Source organism: Tissierella simiarum (assembly GCF_018917865.1).
GTDB classification, from domain to species: domain Bacteria; phylum Bacillota; class Clostridia; order Tissierellales; family Tissierellaceae; genus Tissierella_C; species Tissierella_C simiarum.
In genome coordinates this window covers 17,882-40,067 of sequence record NZ_JAHLPM010000018.1, presented here as the reverse complement: position 1 = coordinate 40,067, position 22,186 = coordinate 17,882, and the positions used below count along the sequence as shown (strand labels likewise).

General features: G+C 28.8%; 14 protein-coding genes, 1 pseudogene, 1 CRISPR repeat array, 1 riboswitch and 1 other annotated feature. Of the genes and pseudogenes, 2 read left to right on the top strand and 13 right to left on the bottom strand.

The window, feature by feature from the left end; translation table 11 throughout:
* Window positions 1-456: 456 nt before the first annotated feature.
* The 13 genes and pseudogenes from rlmD to trpB form a co-directional block, all read right to left on the bottom strand.
* Window positions 457-1,830, bottom strand: a complete 1,374-nt coding sequence (gene rlmD / locus KQI42_RS17000; RefSeq protein ID WP_216521509.1) for a 23S rRNA (uracil(1939)-C(5))-methyltransferase RlmD — start codon at window positions 1,828-1,830, stop codon at window positions 457-459.
* A gap of 34 nt (window positions 1,831-1,864) precedes the next feature.
* Window positions 1,865-3,685 (bottom strand): WG repeat-containing protein, encoded by a 1,821-nt coding sequence (locus KQI42_RS16995; protein ID WP_216521508.1) that lies wholly within the window; start codon window positions 3,683-3,685, stop codon window positions 1,865-1,867.
* Window positions 3,686-3,754: 69 nt separating this feature from the next.
* On the bottom strand, window positions 3,755-6,085 hold the full coding sequence (locus KQI42_RS16990) for an ATP-dependent DNA helicase (RefSeq protein WP_216521507.1): 2,331 nt from the start codon (window positions 6,083-6,085) through the stop codon (window positions 3,755-3,757).
* Window positions 6,086-6,239: 154 nt separating this feature from the next.
* Window positions 6,240-6,752: a folate family ECF transporter S component gene (locus KQI42_RS16985; RefSeq protein ID WP_246566716.1), complete on the bottom strand. Its 513-nt coding sequence runs from the start codon at window positions 6,750-6,752 to the stop codon at window positions 6,240-6,242.
* Window positions 6,753-6,832: 80 nt separating this feature from the next.
* Window positions 6,833-6,932, bottom strand: a riboswitch (THF riboswitch).
* Window positions 6,933-7,427: 495 nt separating this feature from the next.
* Complete coding sequence (locus KQI42_RS21885) at window positions 7,428-7,706, bottom strand: ATP-binding cassette domain-containing protein (RefSeq protein ID WP_216521565.1); 279 nt, start codon at window positions 7,704-7,706, stop codon at window positions 7,428-7,430.
* A 191-nt stretch (window positions 7,707-7,897) separates the two neighbouring features.
* Window positions 7,898-9,242: a CRISPR direct-repeat array (repeat unit 30 nt; unit sequence ATTTAAATACATTCTATGTTTAGGTTCTAC).
* Window positions 9,243-9,255: 13 nt separating this feature from the next.
* Window positions 9,256-10,107: pseudogene (gene cas1b, locus KQI42_RS21880) on the bottom strand (type I-B CRISPR-associated endonuclease Cas1b); the annotation flags it as partial.
* A 42-nt stretch (window positions 10,108-10,149) separates the two neighbouring features.
* Window positions 10,150-10,644 (bottom strand): CRISPR-associated protein Cas4, encoded by a 495-nt coding sequence (locus tag KQI42_RS16970; protein ID WP_246566710.1) that lies wholly within the window; start codon window positions 10,642-10,644, stop codon window positions 10,150-10,152.
* The gene (gene cas3 / locus KQI42_RS16965) at window positions 10,641-13,187 is read right to left on the bottom strand and encodes a CRISPR-associated helicase Cas3' (protein ID WP_216521504.1); all 2,547 of its coding nucleotides are present in this window, start codon (window positions 13,185-13,187) and stop codon (window positions 10,641-10,643) included. The genes KQI42_RS16970 and cas3 overlap by 4 nt, the downstream gene beginning before the upstream one ends.
* A 64-nt stretch (window positions 13,188-13,251) precedes the next feature.
* The gene (cas5b, locus tag KQI42_RS16960) at window positions 13,252-14,007 is read right to left on the bottom strand and encodes a type I-B CRISPR-associated protein Cas5b (protein WP_216521503.1); all 756 of its coding nucleotides are present in this window, start codon (window positions 14,005-14,007) and stop codon (window positions 13,252-13,254) included.
* Window positions 14,004-14,951, bottom strand: a complete 948-nt coding sequence (locus KQI42_RS16955) for a type I CRISPR-associated protein Cas7 (protein ID WP_216521502.1) — start codon at window positions 14,949-14,951, stop codon at window positions 14,004-14,006. Before KQI42_RS16955 ends, cas5b begins: the two co-directional genes overlap by 4 nt.
* Window positions 14,935-16,734, bottom strand: coding sequence for a hypothetical protein (locus KQI42_RS16950; protein ID WP_216521500.1), 1,800 nt, complete (start codon window positions 16,732-16,734; stop codon window positions 14,935-14,937). The genes KQI42_RS16955 and KQI42_RS16950 overlap by 17 nt, the downstream gene beginning before the upstream one ends.
* A 25-nt stretch (window positions 16,735-16,759) precedes the next feature.
* Window positions 16,760-17,449, bottom strand: coding sequence for a CRISPR-associated endoribonuclease Cas6 (locus tag KQI42_RS16945; protein ID WP_216521498.1), 690 nt, complete (start codon window positions 17,447-17,449; stop codon window positions 16,760-16,762).
* A 462-nt stretch (window positions 17,450-17,911) separates the two neighbouring features.
* Window positions 17,912-19,069, bottom strand: coding sequence for a tryptophan synthase subunit beta (gene trpB / locus KQI42_RS16940; protein WP_216521495.1), 1,158 nt, complete (start codon window positions 19,067-19,069; stop codon window positions 17,912-17,914).
* A gap of 47 nt (window positions 19,070-19,116) precedes the next feature.
* Window positions 19,117-19,358, bottom strand: a binding site (T-box leader).
* A 145-nt stretch (window positions 19,359-19,503) separates the two neighbouring features.
* On the opposite strand from trpB, the gene KQI42_RS16935 reads away from it, so the two are divergent.
* Both KQI42_RS16935 and KQI42_RS16930 read left to right on the top strand, forming a co-directional pair.
* Window positions 19,504-20,721 (top strand): aminopeptidase, encoded by a 1,218-nt coding sequence (locus KQI42_RS16935; protein WP_246566715.1) that lies wholly within the window; start codon window positions 19,504-19,506, stop codon window positions 20,719-20,721.
* Window positions 20,722-20,812: 91 nt separating this feature from the next.
* Window positions 20,813-22,177, top strand: coding sequence for an alkaline phosphatase (locus tag KQI42_RS16930; protein ID WP_216521493.1), 1,365 nt, complete (start codon window positions 20,813-20,815; stop codon window positions 22,175-22,177).
* The last annotated feature ends 9 nt before the right edge of the window (window positions 22,178-22,186 follow it).

The following is a 22,186-nucleotide window of genomic DNA, read 5'->3' as shown; positions in this document are numbered from 1 at the left end:
TTTTCATAAATTATATAACTAGATTATGAAAATGTTTGAAGAAAAAATTATCAAAATAACATAGTTACATCTTACATAGAGTCTCTTGTTATATTTTACAGACTTAGATTATAATTCAATAAGGTAAGCCAACATATTCATCTATTAAAAATTACATATTAATGTATATATTTTTTTAAACTTAACTTCATTCTTAGGTCACTTTACTTTTAGTTAGCCTCATTGTGAATAGACATTGGTGCTATACATCACAATTAAATAATATACATTCTTTATAAATTGGGTTATTAAATTACCCTTTACAACCCTATTTGTCGCTTTTATCTTATCAATTCTCTAATTCCTCAATGTCATCTGTCAAATGGCCTATTTTAAAGGGTCAAAAAACGGTGTTTTTCCACCGATTTTTGACCCAATTTTCACCCTCAACCCACTATATGTTGTGGTCAAACCCTATTATTCCCCCTCCGAACCACAATACGTCATCAGAATTATACTCTCAACGTGAGGCGTTCTTGGAAACATATCCATACATTTGACCTTTTGAATCTCATATCCTCTTTCAATAAATACCTTTAAATCTCTAACTAAAGTTACTGGATTACAAGATACATATACAAAAGTTTCTGGATTGAAATCTATAATCTTATTAACAGCCTTTGGATGAATTCCATCCCTTGGAGGATCTATTACTATTAAATCTGGTTTTTCATCTAAATTATCTACAGCCTTTAACACATCTCCTGCAATAAATTCTATATTATCCAGTCTATTTAACTTAGAATTTTCTTTAGCAACTTCTACTGCTTCTTCTACGATTTCTATTCCTATAACCTTTTTAGCTATAGGAGCCATTATTTGTGCTATAGTTCCTGTCCCTGAATATAAATCGAATACTGTCTTGTCATCTATATCTCCAGCAAATTCTCTTACTATAGAATACAGTTTTTCTGCTCCAAAAGTATTGGTCTGAAAAAAGGAAAATGGAGATATTTTAAACTTTAATCCTAAAATCTCTTCAACAATATAATCTTTCCCATGTAATAAATCTAATTTATCAACTTTTATTGCATCAGATAAACTATCATTGGTCGTGTGAAGTATACCTACTATATGACCTTTTAAGTTTTCTAAATTCGTCAGTCTGTTTACAAACTGTTCTTCATCTAATTTCCCTTGACTACTAGTAACTAAGTTAATCAAAATTTCTCCTTTAGATAAAGCTTTCCTTACTACTAAATGCCTTAAAAATCCAGTATGATTTCTCTTATTATAAAATGGAACTTTTATTTCTTGAAAATAATTTAATACCTCTTGTAGTATAATTGTAAAATCCTTATCTACTATATTGCATCCTTTGACATTAACTACTTCATAAAATCTACCTTTTCTATGTAGACCCAAAGCTAAAGGTCCGTCTTTTTCTTCATCGCCAAAAGTATACTCCATTTTATTTCTATATCCAGAAAGTATAGGACTCGGCTCTATTCCCATAAAATTAATATCTATGCCCTCTTTTTCAAATAATTCTTTTACTTGGCTTTCTTTTAATTCCAACTCTGCTTTATATGGAAAAGATTGATAAGTACATCCACCACATGTACCAAAATGGGAACATCCAATATCTGTTTCTAAAGGAGATTTTTCTACAACCTCTATTAGCTTAGCTTCCCAATAGCCTTTCCTTTTTCTATTAGTTCTTGCTTTAACTATCTGTCCTTTTATTCCACCCTTTAGCTTAATAATCTCTCCTTCATATTCACCTTTAGCCTTATTAGGGAAACCTACTTCTTTTATTTCAAATTCAATTATCTCATTCTTTTTCACCATAATTTTATCTCCTTTCATTAACTAAAAAAGGGGATTAAAATCCCCTAGAACTCATAAATGTCCACCAAAAATCTGAATTTGTATCTAATATATCCATTATATCATTATAACTAATAGCAAACTTAGGAAACCCTTCTGCATAGCTAGTTACTTCATAAGGTTGAAAATATATTTCTATCCTATCTTTTTGGATCATAAACCCTTGATCTTCTCTTATTGATTTGAAGTCATCTACTATAAACATTCCGGTACCTTCATTATTTCTCCTTTCCATTTGAGACTTTATAATATTACTTAAGACTCCTATATAATCAGATCCCTCTTTAAACAAATCTTTTAACTGAAAAAACGTCCCATTTCTTAAGCTTATATGGAAAGATTCTTCTAAAGATAAATCATGAGCAGCATCTTCCATATGATAACTAGAGCTTTTGTGAATAAACAAGAGATCATTGTTTCTCTTCACTCTGTAGTCTGTATTTACATAGCCTATATTTCCTTCCTTGTTTAAAGAATTCTCTACATCTGTTACAAATATTTTATATATTTCTTTATTAATATTATCTTCAACTTTTTTATCACTTAATCCTTCAATTACAGGATAATATATGGTTATATCTTTTCCAGAAGTATACTTCTTTTCTAAGACCTTTGCATCCTCTCTTAGAACATAAGTGTTATCTTCTTCCCAAATTGTTTTCTCTTTATCATTATAATAAATCATTCTACCATCAATATATGCTCTAGTGACTTTACCATTAAAAGCTACTTCTCCTCGACCTACTATTTCTGGAACCTCATTAACTTTCTCTCCCTTTAGATTTAAAGCGTAAGTTTTTTCTCCGTCATATACAGAAATAATGTCGTTCTTGATTAATCCTTCTCTTCCACCTACATTGTAGTAATCAAATCCAGTTATGGTTTCACCTTTAGGATTTATAATGGCATATTTAACTGTTGTAGAACCATCTTCCACTTGAGATATTCCAAAAAATCCTTTCCCTAAGTTAATAAGATTAGTATATTCAGGTTCAACTATATATTCACCTTTTTCATTAATTGCTCCCCATAATATATTATTTTCTGTTTTCTTTAAAACATTGGCATACCCATCTTCAAATACAGTTGCTGACTCAAATTTTGGTTCTACTAAAATTTCTCCATCTCTATTTAAGTAACCATATAGCTGGTTTTCATCTTTAAAAAGATAGGTTTCATTTTTCTCATCTGGAGCCATGTAAGAATAGCTAAACTCTTTTATGGTTTTTCCACTCTTATCTATAATTTTATATTTTCCCTCTCCTTCTTGTACTAAAGCTTTATCATTATAAAAGTCCCAAACTCTATCGTATTTTGGTTCTATTACTTCTTTCCCATTTTCATCTATAAATCCCATCTTTACATTATTTTTATCAATTTGTTTTGCTACTAAAAATAATCCATCTTTATGAGAACCTAAAAAAGCATAATCTTTTGTTGAAAATTTTTGTTCGCCTTTATAGTTAAAAATAAAGAATTCATTTCCTCTGTAGGCTGTAATAAAACCATTTTCAAAATTGCTTACTCCTTGGAAAGCCGTAGGTAGTATTTCTTTACCTTCTTTATCCACTACTCCTATTAAATTTTCCTTTTGAACTTTTGCTAAGCCCTCTTCGGTAAAATCCAAAGCAGCATCATATTTTGGATTTATTTTAAATTCACCTTTTTCATCCATATATCCCCAATACTTAAAATTTCCATCTACTTTATATGCAGGATAAAGACTTATTATTTCTTTTTCTTCAGTCTTATTTACACAACCAATTAAACTTATTGCTATTATAACTGCTAATGCTAACAATATTCCTCTTTTCATTGTGCATCTCCTCTCTCGTATATAAATAAATTATACATTTATATATCCATACTATCAAGCTATCTAATACTACCAAAATACATTTAAAGTTCTCTCCATATTTCTCATATTATTAACCCGTTTAAAGTGATTCCATTCCATTGGAAACAATTCTTTATATCTAAAACTTCCATATCTATCATCAATAAGAAGAATAGCCCCTCTATCCTCTTCACTCCTTATAACTCGGCCTGCTGCCTGCAGTACTTTGTTCATTCCAGGGTATATATAGGCATACTCATAACCTTCTCCTATATTATGATCATAATAATCTTTGATAATATTTCTTTCAAAACATATTTGAGGTAGGCCTACTCCTATGATTACTGCTCCTATTAATTTTTCTCCCGTTAGATCTATACCCTCAGAAAAAATTCCTCCCATTACTGCAAAAGCTATAACCTCTTTATCTTGTCTGTTAAATTCCAATAAGAAATTTTCTCTTTCTTTCTCTTTCATATTGGTATCTTGAATTATTATATTTAAATCTTGGTTTCTATCAATCATTAAATTATAGACTTCTGTCATATAAACATAGGAAGGAAAGAATATAAAATAATTACCCTTTTTAGACGAAATAAAGGATTCAATATATTTTACAATATCTAAATAAGTCCTTTCTCTATCTTTATAACGAGTAGAAATATGATCACCAACCATTAAACATAAATTCTTTCTAGGAAAAGGTGAAGCTAATTTAATATTATAGTCTCCCTCTTTACCTCCAAGTAAGTCCATATGATAATCTAATGGAGTTAAAGTTGCAGAAAAGAATATGGCTGCACTTCCTCTTTTTAAAGCTTCTTTAAGTAAATAAGAAGAATCTACACAATAAAGCTTAATATATAAATCCTTTCCTTTTTGTTGAAAAGAAGTTACATAGTGTTCATCATAAAAATCAGAAATTTTAATAAAAGTTATTAACTTAAAATATAGTTCTATTACGTCTTCATAATTTTCATGGTCCTTTTCTTCTATAAGCCAAGGTTCTAGTAATGTAATCAATTTTTTTATAGGATAATAAAAGTCATCTATTTCTTCTCTTTGATAATATTCATCTTCTATTTCCATTTCTCTTTTTAATTTGTTTATTATACCATTACATTTATTAAATCCTTTATATATATGTGGATAATGTCCCTTAAATATATCTTTTAAGTCAAGAAAACTTCCTTTATTTATCTCTGCTGAAAACATTTCTCTAGATCTGTCTACTAGGTTGTGAGCTTCATCTATTAAAAAAACATAATCCTCACCTTCATTGGTGAAGAACCTTTTTAAGTATACTTGAGGATCGAATACATAATTATAATCACAGATGATTATATCAGACCAAAGACTTACATCTAAAGCAAACTCAAATGGACATACCTTATGTTTCTCCGAATAAGAAAGAATGACTTCTCTAGTCATTAAATCTTCTCTTTCAAAAATATCCATTATAGCATCGTTTACTCTATCAAAATGACCTTTAGCATAAGGACAATCTCTAGGATTACATTTTGTTTCTTCGTTTAAACAAATTTTATCTTTTGCTGTAATTACAAGGGCTTTTGTTCTTAATCCTTTATTGGCCATTATATCTACGGAATTAACAGCTACCTCTCTAGTTATAGTCTTAGCTGTCAAATAAAAAATCTTAGACGTTATTCCTTCTCCCATAGATTTTATAGAAGGAAATAAAGTAGATATGGTTTTTCCTATACCCGTTGGTGCTTGAGCAAATAAATTCTTCCTCTCTGCAATAGTTTTATAAGCAGCAACAGCTAATTCCCTTTGACCTTTCCTATAGCTTTCAAAGGGGAACTTCAATTCTTTTATAGATTTATCTCTCGTTTCTCCCCAATAAAAAGTAAGACTTGCCCATTCAATATATTTATGTATTAAAAATAGAAAAAACTCTTCCAATTCTTTTATAGTAAAGGTTTTTCTAAATATTTTTCTTTCTTCCGATTCTATATTAAAGTATGTTAATTGAATATCTATAGTTTCTAAATTATTTTGAATTCCATATATATAACCATAGCATTTCCCTTGAGCCCAGTGAAGCTGATTAAAATCTTCCTCTATATCTTCCAAATCTTTAGTAGTACTTTTTATTTCATCTATAACTATTTTATCTTCAAGAGTAAGTATTCCATCTGCTCTACCTTCTATTTGGATAGTGAATTTATCATAATTTACGCTATGTTTCAACGTAACCTCTGGCATATATTCTGAACCATAGGATTTTTGAACTTTTTGATGAGCTTTAGTCCCCTCCAAAGCTCTAGTCATACTCATAAAACTATTATCTATATCCCCTGAACGCAGGACAAATTCAACTAAGTTTCGTACAGATACTTTAATTTGATTATCCACAATATCATCCCTTTATTATGTATGTATATTACATTTTACAACAACGAAGTAAATTTTTCATCTAATATAAATTTATCTTTCAAAAAAGAAAAATCCAGTTTTGTATACTGGATTTATATATTCATAATAGATTATAAAAATTTGTTTTGTTCAATCATGCATAGATAACTGATAATCTTTTTTCAATAACTTGTGTTACAAAGGCATAAAGTGGAATATGAATAGCCTGCCCGATTATCCTTCCTGGCATTGTAGTAATCATAGGAACACTGAAAAGCGTTTTCATAAAATAAGGAACTAAAATCACAGATGTAACTACTTGCCCTATGCCTATTGCTAAAACTAGTTTCCAAAAAGTCATTTTTGGTTCTTTAAATCTTCCTATTACCAATCCTGGAATGATTCCTGTAAGTGCTGCAGTTAAAGTAAAATGAGGCATATAAGGTCCCATAGGACTCATAAAGTGACCGACAATGTCTCCTACTATCCCCACAATTCCTCCTGCTGCTGGTCCAAACAATAATCCAGCAAAGATGACTGGAAAACCTCCAAAACCTATTCTAACAAGTTCTACTCCTCCCCCACCTATTCTTATGCTTCCAACTCTGGTTAAAACAATGTTTAAAGCCACAAGAATAGATAGTCTAACCATCTGTTTCGTAGACATTTTCTTCACAAAAAAACCTCCTTTTCATTATATATGAGGCAGTCTGCCACACCATAAGAAAAAAAGGTATAAATTGATGTGTCAGCGAACGCAATGATTTACCGCAAGCTAATACTTTAACTTTTCGTCTAAAGGCAACGTCCCATCCTTTAGCACTTTACGCAAATCACCTACTCTGCCTTATTAGCTTTATACTAACATACTTATGTTTTGTAAGCAATAATATTCTGAGTAGATTAATGTGATGATTTATCAATTCACTTAGTTACTGATATAAACCTTAGAAAATCAAAATAGGAACTAATTTTTCAATGTAGTAGTGATTGGAAATTCTTAAACTTATTATTCAACAAGTTATGATATTTAAAAATCATATATTTTATTTTTGAATATAATAAAATAAATTAGCTAAAATACTATTTACCATAACTTTTATAATATTTCTTTAAATATATTCTCAAAGCTAGATATGTATCTTTTTTGTAGCAACATTATTACAGAAGATATTGTCATGCTCAACGAAAATTAGCGTTGGTTTATAGGTGAGTATTGCTTCCTCTAGCTGTTCTCTAAAATATATATCTGTGTAGTTCAGTGGTTCGTCTAGTAGTAAGATGCTATTTTCATAGCATAAAACACCCCTTGCAATATCAATCTTTTTCAATTCCCCTAGACTTAATGTATCCAATGGTCTATTAAAATCTCTTCATTTATGTCAAATAGTTCTAAAACTCCAATCACTCTATCTAATAACTTATCTTTAAAATAATCAAATATATAACCTCTTTTATATAAAGGTAGATGTTTACTATAATCAATTAATATATCTTTATTCCCTCTGATATTTCCATACTTAGGAGATATTTCTCCACTAATAATATTTAATAAAGTACTTTTACCTGCTCCATTTTCTCCTTTAATACATAGTCTATCTTCTTTTTTATTTCGAAAGATATATTATTAAAAAGGAGTTTCTCTGTATAACCAAAACTTAAGTCATTTGCTTCTATCGATATATTGTTTTCTATATCTTCCTATTCAATTCTGAGCTCTGGCATTTCTTCATAATCATTTAATACTCCTTTAATTTCATCCATGTTTTTTTGAATACGACACTCAGAACGTAGTATCCTTTTCATAATGCTATTTAAATACATCTTATGTTTAGGTTCTACTCTAGAGTTGGTTCCAAACTCATATTTTTTTAAGTTATTTAAATACATACTATGTTTAAGTTCTACGGTAATGGTTATGGCTATAAGGTAATGGAATTAGTATTTAAATACACCCTATGTTTAGGTTCTACTTACCCCCTTATCCTTCTCTATCGATTCTTCAGCATTTAAATACATCCTATGTCTAGGTTCTACAAGTTCGCATAATAAATATCACCTCTTCTAACTATTATTTAAATACATCCTATGTTTAGGTTCTACAATAAATCCTTATAAGTTTCTTTTAAAGTTTTTATTATTTAAATACATCCTATGCTTAGGTTCTACGTTGCTATTTCTTCTATAGCTTTCATTAACTCCTTTATTTAAATACATTCTATGTTTAGGTTCTACACCCCTATTTTTTCCACTTTCAATCATTCCAATAGTATTTAAATACATTCTATGTTTAGGTTCTACTGAAAACGTACACGATGTAAATATATCCTTAAACCCATTTAAATACATTCTATGTTTAGGTTCTACAAAAGCTTTTATAGATAAAGAAACTAAGAAATTACAACTTAAATACATTCTATGTTTAGGTTCTACTTGGAACAAGTAAGTCCAAAAAGAATGTGGGATTCTTATTTAAATACATTCTATGTTTAGGTTCTACGAAAGTATATGACGGAGAAGTGAGGTATGTAGAAAAATTTAAATACATTCTATGTTTAGGTTCTACAATATTAATTAAACTTCCATGAACTTCTATAAACTTATTTAAATACATCCTATGTTTAGGTTCTACTTAATTAAAAACAGAATTTAAAACATTAGTTGCATTTATTTAAATACATCCTATGTTTAGGTTCTACATAAAACTACATTAGATAAGTTAAAAGAGGTAATAATTTAAATACATCCTATGTTTAGGTTCTACAGTTCTAGATTCCCTCAACTCAATAGCATTTGACGAATTTAAATACATTCTATGTTTAGGTTCTACTGATTTCTTCACTAAAGGCTAATTGATTTCTAGAAATTTAAATACATTCTATGTTTAGGTTCTACAAGGGTGATATGGTGTTTAAACAGAAAGTCCAAAAATTTAAATACATTCTATGTTTAGGTTCTACATTATTTTTTGTTTTTTAAAAATAATTTTTTTGCCTATTTAAATACATTCTATGTTTAGGTTCTACTACAGGTGGAGAAGAATTTTTTACTGAAAAAGAAGATTTAAATACATTCTATGTTTAGGTTCTACAATTTGTGGCAACAGATGCAGCAGGGAATGTAACCAATTTAAATACATTCTATGTTTAGGTTCTACTCTTTAATGTCTTATGAAGAAAAGTTTTATTTAGCCTTTCTTCAAATTCTGTTATAAAGATTCTTCTTCCAGTCTCATTTAATAAACAACAATTTAATGATTGATCAAAGTGCTTGTTTACTTGAATTTTTCTATTATTAACTGTATCAAATATCGTTTTAAAAACAATAATAGGTTTAAACACTTCACATAAGTCTAAACTTAAAGAAAATCTACTTTCTCTTGGCTCATGTAAAAAACTAATTGATTGATCTAAATGTGTATTGTATATTTGAGAAATTGTCTTAGTATATAATAAACTATTTCCAAAAGATATTAAAGCATTTAATGGATTTTCCGGTGGTCTTCTTGTCCTTTTTTCAAATACAAATTCTTTATTCAAAATAAAATCAAATGTATTATAAAACCTTTCCCAGATCATTCCCTCAATATAAAGTATTTGCTTGATCGTCAGATCCTTTTCTAATATATGAGGAATCTCATTTTTTATCCAATCTAATGTCTCTTTTATATCTTTACATCCATGTTTATAATAATGGTAAAGAGTTTCATGAATATTCTCTGATATACCTAGTACTATAGCTTTTGCTATGACTTCCCTTTTATTAGTAAACGCTTCACATTGCTTTATAGTTAATTTCCCACTAATTAATTGTTTCTTAGGATAAAAAGTTCCACTATAGTGACCATAGTAATTGAAAAAATGGATTATTATTCCTACTTTTGATGCGAAATCAAGAAATTTACTATTTAAAGAGACTTCATTTAAAAAATAGATTTCTCTAATATCTTTTATAGGTATATAATTATTGCCTAGTTCATTAATAAAAACTATGGAATTATCTCTTCTTTTAATTTCTCCCATACTCATTAAATATTTAGTTTTGCTGCTAATATATACCACCCCCTATAAAAAACAATACTCATAGTAAGCACACTTTTTACATTTTGGTAGAAGTTGTCCAATCGGAGGCTCTTTGTAATTCAATAATGCTTCTATTTCTTGTAATATTGAATTTAGTTTATTCTCTAATTCTTCGTTTAGTTCCAAATAATTTATTTTCTTATTATTATATTTCTTTTCAACTATTTCGATTTTTCCTTTTCTTTCAATCCCTTTTGATTTCAATACTTTTAAATAAAAAAGTGTTTGCCATTTAACTGCCTCCATATCAGAATCAGACCTTTTAATCTCTGTAACGTAGGTATTATCTATCTTATCTACCTTTATGTTTTCTATGCTTATCTCTGTGTTTTTTCTACCCTCAGTTTTAAGCTCATGTAAAACCTTGCCAACATGCACATCTTCACTGTTATTCTCTAGATTTATTCTATTAGCAAAAAGCCAGCACTGTTGCTTACAATGAAAATAATAATTAACTATTGTACCTGTAATTTTCATAGAAATAAACCTTCTTCCTTTTCCTCGAATTTCTCTCTATCAAACTTGCCTTCCGTAATATAATCTTCTCCATTTTCAATATAGTAGATATTACCAATAATATACTTGTATGTTCTAGGCTCTTTATGTACATTATATAGAAAATAATTCATTTTCTCATAAACTTGTGATAACTTTACTTTTTTCTCCGCATATCCTAAATCTTGATCTGTAATTAGCTTTAAATATTTTTCCCAAATTATCTTCCCATCTATTTCTTCATAGTCATCATTAATTTTAGTTGGTAAATAAATCTGGTAACTTTCTTGTTGTATGAGTTTCATTTTCTTATATATATTCTCAAATCGTAAAAATCTTAAATCATCTAATATGTTTTCAATATTATTGACATTAAACTGGTTTTTCTTTTCTTCCATCCGTTCAAAGCAATCAATATAAAACTTTTCAAAGTCTTTATTTTCTAAATATGTCTGATATTCTTTACTTACCAAATTCATTTCAACTCTATGATCATTCTTATAAACTATTCGTGGATTTCTTAAATTAAAAAAATAAACTTCTCCTTTATTTTCACAAGACCTATTTATTCTACCTAAAAATTGTTCTTCGCTATCTAGTATTGATATGTCCTTAAACCCAATATCCATATCAATATCCACTCCTGCTTCTATGACTTGAGTAGCTACAATTAATACATCCTTTAAAACATATTCTCCATTTTCTTTATATTTTAAATTATTAAGAATTTTTCTTCTCGTAAGCTTATTATCATCTCCAGTTAATTCTACAATTAATTTATCTGGGTTGTTTTCAACAATTTTATTGAAGAATATTCTTGCATCTTTTTTAGTTATGAACTCTATTAGCATTCTCGCTTCCCCATTTTGTTTCCATGTGCCATCAACGAAATCTACTATATCTTCAATGGTAATATCATCCATTTCTAATAAATCATAATTTAAATCAACCCTGTTTTTAAAAAGTTCATGATTATAATACTTATCTTTATCTTTAATCAATTCAATAAAATTACTCTCCTGATTATCTCCAATCAGTTTGTCCAATTTAGGAAGAGTTGCTGACATTATTATTATCTTTATATTTAATAGTTTGGCATATTTATCTAAGAACATTATTATTTCTTTCCATATATCATTTCTATAACTCTGCACTTCATCAATAATAATAACACTATTGCAAAGATGTAATAATGGAAAATTTACTTCTTTTCCTATTCCAAATAAATAGTTGAAGAAATTTATATGTGTTGTTAGGACTATAGGATAATGTAAAAACTGACGATTGAGCAAATATTTTTCGTAATTAATAGAACCGAGTATCTCATTCCTTGATTGTTCATCATTAGTAATAACAGGTGTTATACTATTAATTATTGCTATTCCTCTTTCCTGCCCCTTACCATTGAACAAATTATTCAAGGACTCTTGGGTTTGTTCTATTAATGTATTAAATGGAAAGATATAAAATATTTTATTAAAGTTTTTATCCTTTTCAATAATTTTTAGTGCAAGGTTTATAGATGTATTAGTTTTTCCACTTCCAGTAGGTGCTTCTAAATAGAATATATTTCCCTGAATGTTTTCTTTTAAGTTTTTTTCAGACTCTAAAAACATTTCTGTCCGTAGTCTGTTGATAGGCTTATTTTCATAGGGATTATCATTGGATTCTCCAGATATATATGCCTTGTATTTATTTATTGAAGCATATATATCGCTGTTTTCATATTCGTTTATTAAAGATGATATTTCTTCAATAACCCCAAAATCTTCAATGCCCTCATTCATATAATCATAGGTAGAATAAAAATCACACGTTACTATAGATGAATACAATAATTTCATCAAAACATATACTTCCCCGTAACAATAGCTTTCTTTTTTTTGAATAATATCTCTTGATTCAAATGGGTTTTTATATTGTGTAAAGTCCATACTCTCTATAGATGAATTTATATAATATTCTATATACTCTGGCGTCTCTATTAGAGTACTTTTTAATGTCTCTAAGTTCGATAAAAAATCATTTAAATCTCTTAAATATGAATGATGCTTAGATATACAATAGGCATTTAAATACATCAAGTATTCTACAAATTTCTTAACCTTTCTATCCAAAATAGTCTTTACTTTTTTATCATAAATATCTAGATAAATTAATGCTGACATTAAAGAATGCTCACTATTGTTAGTTATTGTTTCTACGTATTCATTTTTCATCTTATTTTTTTGAAAAGCTGGATTAATTTTACCTATATCATGTAAGTAAATGGCATTCACAAACATTTCTTTAATTAATAATCCTTCTCCTTCACTTAAGTATCTATCATTAACTACAAATTTACTTATTATATTATCTATACAATCTTCTATTCCCTTTAGTTCATTTATCTTATAAAAGTAATATATTGTTTTATTTAAATGTTCGTATAAAGTTTCATCTTCTTTGTTCTTATTTAGATGAGCAAGTAACAAATGTATATCTTTTATATTCCCCTCTAAATCATATAAAGGTATATTTTTCAATAAAATCCTCCCCTAGTAATTGAGTATAGGTTATAACTATAATCATATAATCTGCACCTTTTTCTTAAATAAAAGATAAAATTCTATCATTATATCTGTAAACATTATCTAATTCATAGAGTTTCACTATTTCCAAGTTAGTAAAACCTAGCTCTATATATTCATAGAAATTATGTTCTCTATTTAATCTTATAGGTAAAGTTTCTTTAAATAGGTATGGGTTTCCTTCATCAAAAGTTAATTGATCATCCAATTTCACCTTGTTTACAGGAAAAAGAGAGTTGATAAAGTTAGGTTCTTCAACTTCTTCTAGTTGTATTAATTTTGCATCTCTTATATTAGACATATGATCGTTTTTTCCAAGATAGGGAATAAATTCACACTTACTTTCCAAAATATTTTTCTCTATTCTATTATAAATGTCCTTTTCAATAGAACTATCATCCATTATAAATATATCCCATTTAGGATTCTCAAGCCATTGTTCTCTTACTATTAGGTTTCCACCACTTTCCTTACTTGCATATCCAACGCTGTTATTAAATACTTGTATCTTTTTTTGAAAATATCCTCGATTCGCTTTAGGAACTATAGATATTTTCAAGTTTTTGAGTTTCTCATAAAATTCCGGATAAGTTGGCGACTTTTCAGTACCTATGGGTTCCCTTTGATTATAACCTCTGAGACCAACTATAGCACCAAGGATACCTAATAAAGCTATCTTATGAATATTGTTATATGTAAAATAAGCATAGCTATTAACATCTGGTTTTTTAAAGAAACCAGTTTTTCCAGATAATTCAAAAGTTAACCCTTTCATTCTATCACTTCACTTGTAAAAATATTTTTGTATTTTACATTCATTGTTTCAAAGTTACCCTCTATTTTAGTAGTATAGGGATTATAATATATCTCTAAAGCTAATATTTCATCTGCAATTCTTTGTTCCTTTAGAAACTCAAGTCTCTTTAAATCAATTTCGTCTTTTTCTCTTTCCTTGTCAAATTTAATATATTGAGCCAAGTCTGGGAGATAGAGCTTACTCTCATCTTTGCATTCTATAAACATGGCAAATTCATTTTCACATCCAAACTTACTATTTGTATTTAAAAATGTAGCAGAAGATAATGATACTCCTTTGAATTTTTCATAGGCTTCTTCTGTATATCCTTCAAATCCATCTACTAATCTAATATAATCATCATAACTTTGTGGATTTACTGAAAATGAATAAAAGTAATGTGCTTCATCACTTACTATCTTAGTACCCAGTGTAGTACTTTTGGCATCTTTTTCCGTTGAATCCCTAAATGGTGAAAGTATATCTTGAACTTCTATCCTTGTATCTTCATACTTATTGAATCCTTGTCCAATTTGAACAGCCCCTGTAATCGATAAGTTTTGTTCCTTTTCTGCAAAAGTAGCACCAAAATTAATAACATCTAATGCTGAAAAAAGATTTCTCAATACTTCTTCTGAAGGAGTCTTCCCATCAAGTTTTACACCAAAAATTTCTTCATACCGTTCTGATAACTCTTTGGGCTGAACTTTACCTGATTTATTATCTATTTTATACGATTTGATATAAAGGATTTTTTCGCCTTGATCTTGCCACATTTTTTTCATTGGATATTTTAATGCTTTATCACTACCAAATATATCTCCATTGCCAATTGTTTTAGGTCTTCCTGTAAAATCTGCATTCCAGTTAGCCATTATACTCTTGATTCCAAGAACTCCATAAACTCTATTTCTTTTCTTCATCTTCCATATCCCCTTTCTCTTTATTTGATGTATAAAATATATTTTTAGCTAAAAACCCTGCTAAAAAAACATCTTCATATTTTTTATTGCTTTCTACATCATATCCCAGTACCATGCTTAAAGACTTATTAAACCTCTTATAATCCAATGGAATTGCATGTTTATATCTATCATAAGAATATCGTAATTGCTTTTTTACTTCACTTGCATTTTTAGCTTTCAAGAATCCTTCTAATAAATCGTGAGTTTTTTTGTTCGCCCTACTTTTTGATAAAAGAAAGTACGCTAACTGTCCTGATAAAAAATAGAATTCCTCATCTGTATCCAGGTCTTTTATGTCATCAGAATTTATCTTAATTTTCAATGTTTCAATAATATTCTTTATCCTTCCTCCCATAAATCTACCCTCCAATTGAAAATATTCTAATAATGAAAGTCTTAAATTATAAGCTTTAGCTGCTTTTAAATTATAGTCTCTCCTTAAGTGGTCTTTGATTAAATCTAGACTAATTCTATCTATAATACTTATTAATTGCAGACTACTTCCCTTCTTAAAATAACAGTAAAGAGCTTGTCTGCTTAAAATCAAAATATTTAACATATTTTTAGAAAAATCATCCTTTATCTTAGGATCCATAAAATATCCATTCTTAAGTCTTTTATTAAAAAATACTTCGTCTACTTCACTCTCTAATTCCCATAGTTTGTTTATTTTTTTATTTGGACTTATTTGTCTGTTTTCTTTTTCTCCTTCTTCTATTTGAAGAAAATTTTCCAATGTAAAATCTATAGTCTTTTTAAACCTTGGTAAAAATTCGTAATCTTCAATAACAACTTCTTTTCCTTTCGATATATATAGGTAGTGACAATCCTCAACTTCATTATCTTTAAAATCTGAAATGCTCTTGTTAAATTTAAAATCTGTAGGTATATAAATGGAGCCTTGTGGCTGAAAATTTAGCCAATCAAAGAATTTCTTTAATATCATTGCATCAGTAGAAGTTATTCTATAAGGTACTTTAAATTTAGTAGTTTTATGCTCAAGATATGTTTTCTTTGAATTCATCCCCATATTATTGTTTGATAATCCCACTATTTCATTATTCAGCAAAACATTATAATCATTCTTGTTGAATATATTTGGTAATAAATATCTAGTATATTCTAGTTTATATTTTTTAAAATCTTCTTTATCTGCAAAAAATATTTTTACATATCCATCAAATTCATCTTTCTTTGCTTCAATTTCATCAATTATGTCATCTAAATTATTCATAATAAAATCACGTTTAATTTTCAAATCTAGGTTATCTACATCTGGTTTTACTGTATTTAACAAGTCTTTACCTCTTTTATCTTTGTACTTAATTTCAGGTTTTTCTAATATATCGTAATATTCTTCCAGTCTAGCCATAAGCTCAACTTTAGACAAGGCTTCACTTCCTACCAGATTTTCTTTTTTAATAAATATCGCAAGGTAATTATTACTGTGTATTTTTTTCTTTTTATCTATTGCTTTGTTCATATCTACTAATGAGCTATAGTAATCTCTAATCTTAAACCAATTAAAAAGCTCCGTTGTAAATTCATTTCTATCCTCAATAGATATATAGTCGATTGTCTTATCTTTATTTTTTATTGCTTTTATTTTCAAAATATCCTTTGTCTTGTCCTCATTAATCCTAATATATATCCCATCTTTTAAAATATAGTTATCTAATACAATCTTATCGCCATGTTTCTCATAAGCTGACTTAAATATAGCTAATAAGTCTCCTATCACTTATTCTCACCTCCTTTTGCGATTACTATTTTCCTATGCAGAATCCCATACCATTGCTAGAATTTTTTTCCAATAACCCTGTTCCTAATGTCATGAAAGCAAGTTTTTGAGATATATCATCTTCCTTTACTAATATACGGAATTTGTTACCCATCAGTCTTATACTTTTATATCGTAATCCTATCGCTTTATTGTTTCTAAGTTCTATTCCTTGAATAAAGCTTTCCTTAGTTTCTATATTTTCTCCATAATAATCTTGATATTTTTTTATCAGATTTTCCTGAATTCTTCTTTCTAGTAATTCAAGACTATCCCCTTTAACCCAAAAACGATTATCAATTGTTAATACCGCAGGGGTTACATTATATAGTTCAGTAACAAAAATATTTTTGTGAGTTTTTAATTCAGTAGAAAGAATTTTAAGATTGCCACTTATATCTTTAGTAATAACATTTTTAATTTTTGATATTAGCTCTTTATCTATACTCCTGATCCTAAATATGTATACTCTTCCCCCTTTATAAGTTTTATCAGATTCTCTAGGGTATAAGGTATCAAATACATAGTATTTATAACCTTTTCTTTTATGTACATTTGATAAATCATTGTCTAATAACATTGAACGATTGATATGATTTCCTATTTCTTCGTTAACTTTATCAAAATAGATATTATTTAATAAATAGACTGTACAAGTAAGTTCATAATAATTCATCTTTTCACCTCTTCACATCCATCATTGTTTAGTTGCTATAATTTTCATATAAAAACTATATTTGTTTATATTCCATATTTAATTATAGTTTCTACATAAATATATATAATCCTCTTTTATTTCCCAATTTATATGTATTTTTTATGATATTTTCTTTATGTTTATGATTATATAATAGAACCATTTATAGCTGATTTCTTATTTAAATAGATCATACTTTTATATAATCTATTTGTCAGTATTATCCAATGTATAGGTTCAGAAGTTCTTAGACACTATAACAGAGCTATTGATAGCTTTTAAATACATTATATGCTTGGGCTCTTACGGCAAAACATTTAATCTATTTTATTTTTATATTTAGCTATACAACAATATAGATTATTTTAAAAGAAAGAATATAAATGATTATAATAACCTCCCTTCTTAGCGTTCACACACTAAAAAGGGAGGTTATTTTCTTCATTTAATCATATCTTTTATTTGAGCTACGTCTTTATCTCCTCTACCTGAAAGGTTTATTATTATAATTTTATCTTTAGATAAAGTTTTTGCTAGTTTCATTCCATAGGCTACTGCATGGGAGCTTTCTAGGGCTGGGATGATTCCTTCTGTTTTTGATAATTTAAAGAATCCATCTAGTGCTTCTTTATCTGTGACCGAAACATAATCTGCTCTTTTTATATCATTATAATAGCTGTGTTCTGGTCCTACTCCTGGATAATCCAGCCCTGCTGCTATAGAATGGGTGTCTTGATTCAATAAGTAACATTTAAATCCATGGATTATTCCTGTACTTCCTTTTTCTATGCTAGCTGAATGTTTTCCAGTTTCTAGACCCTCTCCTGCTGATTCTACGCCTATCATCTTTACTTCTTTATCTTCAAAAAATGGATGAAATAATCCTATGGCATTACTTCCTCCACCTATGCAAGCTATTAAATAATCGGGTAATCTTCCTTCTTTCTCTAGAATTTGTTCTCTTGTTTCTTTACCTATTACACTTTGGAAAGTTCTTACAATGGTTGGAAAAGGATGTGGTCCTACGGCTGATCCTAGAAGGTAAAAAGTATTATCCCTGTTTTCTACATAGTCTCTTAATGCTACGTCTACTGCTTCCTTTAGAGTCTTATTCCCTTCTTCTACTGCTACTACTTTTGCTCCTAACATTTCCATTCTAAAAACATTTAATTCCTGTCTTTTAATGTCTTCTGCTCCCATATATATTGTACAATCTAATCCAAGAAGTGCACATACCGTAGCTGTAGCCACTCCATGTTGGCCAGCTCCTGTTTCAGCTATTATTCTTTTCTTACCCATTCTTCTAGCAAGAAGTCCTTGACCTATAGCATTGTTAATCTTATGGGCACCTGTATGATTTAAATCTTCTCTTTTTAAATAAATCTTAGCTCCACCTGTCTCCTCTGTTAATCTTTCTGCAAAATACAAGGGATTTTGCCTTCCCACATAATCTTTTAAATAGTAGTCTAGTTCTTTTAAAAATTCTTCATCTTCCATAGCTTTGTAGAATTCTCTTTCTAATTCTTCTAGAACTTCTTTCATTCTTTCGTCTACATAACATCCTCCAAATTCACCAAATAATCCATTTTCTCTTTTCATTTTTTATTCCTCCTTTTTAATTTTAAATACAAAAAAACCTTCATCCACAATAGGACGAAGGTTGAATTCGCGGTGCCACCTAAATTATGCAAAAATGCATCTCTTTAAAAGGGATACTAACATATCCTGTCCTTAGATAACGGTAGGCTTCCGACTTCAGGTACTCTCTCCGATTTCCCCTGGCTTCTACAAAGTCCATTCATTAAAACCCTCTTTGCTAAAGTCTCACCTGTCTTTAGCTCTCTGTAAAAGAAAAGAATTAACTACTCCTCTTTGTCATAGAATTTATTTTTGTATTTCTAATGATTATAGCAGAGGATATTTAAGATTGCAACAATTAATTATATCCATTATCATATTTACAAAACTTGCTAATTCCTATAAACTATAACTAATTACTTAAGAGAGGTGATACTGTGAAAAGTTTTGACCTAATGTTAGAAGAATATGCAAAGTTATGTGTAAAAGTAGGTATCAATCTTCAACCAGGCCAACCTTTAGTTATTAATGCTCCTATTGAAGGTGCTGATTTTGTAAGATTAGTAGCTAAACAGGCCTATGAAGCTGGTGCCAAACAAGTTCATGTTAATTGGAATGATGAAACTTTAACTAAATTAAAGTATGAAAATTCCCCTATGGAGGTATTCGAAAACTTTCCTAAATGGTATGCTGATGGATTAGAAGAGTTCGCTAAAGATGGAGCAGGATATTTATCTATTTATTCAGAAGATCCTGAACTTCTTAAGGAGATAGATCCTAAAAAAATTGCAGCCAACAACAAATCTTCCTCTATGGCTTTAAAGGAGTTTAGAAAATATACTATGAATAACATCAACTCTTGGTGTGTAGTATCCATTCCTACTAAAGGATGGGCAAAAAAGGTGTTTCCAAATGTTTCAGAAGAAGAAGCTATGGAAAAATTGTGGGACGCTATATTTAAAGCTACTCGTATGGATTTAGAAGACCCAGTTAAAGCTTGGGAAGAGCATATAAAAAATACAGAGGAAAAGGTTAAATTCTTAAATGAAAAGTCCTTTAAAAAACTTTACTATAAATCCTCCAATGGCACAGATCTAGAAGTAGAATTACCTGAAGGTCATATTTGGGCTGGTGGTGGTGACTATAATTCTAAAAATACATTTTTTGTGGCAAATATGCCTACAGAAGAAGTATTCACTATGCCACTAAAGACTGGAGTTAATGGTATAGTATATAGTACAAAACCATTAAATTATGGAGGAAATCTAATTAACAATTTCAAATTAACATTTAAAAACGGTAAAGTTGTTGATTTTGAGGCAGAAGAAGGATATGAAGTACTAAAAGATTTACTGGATATAGATGAAGGAGCAAAATACTTAGGAGAAGTTGCCTTAGTTCCTTTTGATTCTCCTATATCCAATTCCAATATTATATTTTTAAATACTTTATTTGATGAAAATGCTTCTTGTCACTTTGCCTTTGGTAAAGCTTATCCTACAAATATTAAAGGTGGAGAAAACATGTCTGATGAAGAATTAGAAAAACATGGAGTTAATAATTCTTTAACTCATGTGGATTTCATGGTTGGATCTAAAGATATGAACATTGTAGGAGAAACTAAAGACGGACAAAAAGTTCAAATCTTTGAAAATGGAAATTGGGCATTTTAGGAAGATTATTTAAATTAAAATTTACACATACTTAATATAAAGTCTACAAACCCTCCTTATATAAAAAATAATTATTGAAGGAGGGTTTTTTATGCATAATTTAAGAAATAAATCCTATAAGCAAATATTGATCTTAATAATTATATTATCAATATTTTTTCAAACAAGTGCTTATATAATGGCAAGTGCCAATGATAATAATAGAAATCAAGTAAAAAATATAATTTTGCTTATTGGAGATGGAATGGGAACTTCTCATATTACTCTAGGAAGAATATCTAAAGGCAGTAACCTTCATATGAATTCAATGTCTTATAATGGCTTTGCAACAACTCACCCAATTCCTCAAGAGAAAAAGTGGGTTACCGACTCTGCTGCTGCAGGCACAGCATTAGCTACTGGAAATAAAACCTATAATGGTTATATAAGTGTAGATGTTGACCAAAAACCTCTAGAAACCATTTTAGAAAAAGCTCTAAAATCTGATAGATCTGTGGGTCTTGTAACTACTGCTAGAATTACTCATGCTACTCCTGCCGCATTTGCTTCCCATAATTCTAGTAGAGATGCCGAAAATCAAATAGCAAAAGAAACGATTGGAAAAGGAATCAATGTATTATTAGGTGGTGGAAGAGGACATTTTCTACCTAAATCTGATAATGGTAAAAGAGAAGACGATAAAAATTTAATCAATTCAGCTAAAAATCTAGGCTATGAATATGTAGAATCTAGAAAAGAATTAAATAAAATTAACAAAGGAAATATATTAGGCTTATTCAACGATGGACATATGAATTATGAAATAGATAGAGATAAATCTAATGAACCAAGTATTGCAGAAATGACCACCAAAGCTGTCAAGTTATTAAATCAAAATAAAAAAGGATTCTTTTTAATGGTAGAAGGAGGACGAATTGATCAAGCTTCCCATGCTAATGATCCTGCAACTGCAGCTCTAGATATTGTTGCCTTTGATGATGCTGTTAAAGTAGCTTTAGATTTTGCCAAAAAAGACAAAAATACCTTAGTTATAGTAACAGCTGACCATGAAACTGGCGGTATGTCCTTAGGTGCCAATGGAATATATAATTTTAAACCTGAAGAATTAAAGAAACAAAAATCATCTTTAGAAAAACTACTTCCTACACTAACTGAAGATAATTACGAAAAAGAAATAGAAGAAAAACTTGGTATTACTCTTTCTGAAGAAGAAAATAAGGAAATCATAAACTCTTTTAAAGAGAAGGAAGAAATTACAAAGTTTCTTACTGATATTATAAATAAAAGATCTAATACAGGCTGGACATCAAGAGGCCATACAGCAGCTGATGTACCAATAAAAGCCTATGGACCAGGAGCTGAAAGATTTTCTACCTATATGGATAATACAGATATTAATAAAATAATGACGGAATTGTTAAACTTAACTGGAAGGAAAATAAAAAGGGCTGCTTAGAAAAAAGCA

What these genes read in the sequence shown, in the direction of transcription:
- rlmD (WP_216521509.1), bottom strand. Translation starts at nt 1,830, where the DNA reads ATGGTGAAAAAGAATGAGATAATTGAATTTGAAATAAAAGAAGTAGGT.
- KQI42_RS16995 (WP_216521508.1), bottom strand. Translation starts at nt 3,685, where the DNA reads ATGAAAAGAGGAATATTGTTAGCATTAGCAGTTATAATAGCAATAAGT.
- KQI42_RS16985 (WP_246566716.1), bottom strand. Translation starts at nt 6,752, where the DNA reads ATGTCTACGAAACAGATGGTTAGACTATCTATTCTTGTGGCTTTAAAC.
- KQI42_RS16970 (WP_246566710.1), bottom strand. Translation starts at nt 10,644, where the DNA reads ATGAAAATTACAGGTACAATAGTTAATTATTATTTTCATTGTAAGCAA.
- cas5b (WP_216521503.1), bottom strand. Translation starts at nt 14,007, where the DNA reads ATGAAAGGGTTAACTTTTGAATTATCTGGAAAAACTGGTTTCTTTAAA.
- KQI42_RS16955 (WP_216521502.1), bottom strand. Translation starts at nt 14,951, where the DNA reads ATGAAGAAAAGAAATAGAGTTTATGGAGTTCTTGGAATCAAGAGTATA.
- KQI42_RS16945 (WP_216521498.1), bottom strand. Translation starts at nt 17,449, where the DNA reads ATGAATTATTATGAACTTACTTGTACAGTCTATTTATTAAATAATATC.
- trpB (WP_216521495.1), bottom strand. Translation starts at nt 19,069, where the DNA reads ATGAAAAGAGAAAATGGATTATTTGGTGAATTTGGAGGATGTTATGTA.
- KQI42_RS16935 (WP_246566715.1), top strand. Translation starts at nt 19,504, where the DNA reads ATGTTAGAAGAATATGCAAAGTTATGTGTAAAAGTAGGTATCAATCTT.
- KQI42_RS16930 (WP_216521493.1), top strand. Translation starts at nt 20,813, where the DNA reads ATGCATAATTTAAGAAATAAATCCTATAAGCAAATATTGATCTTAATA.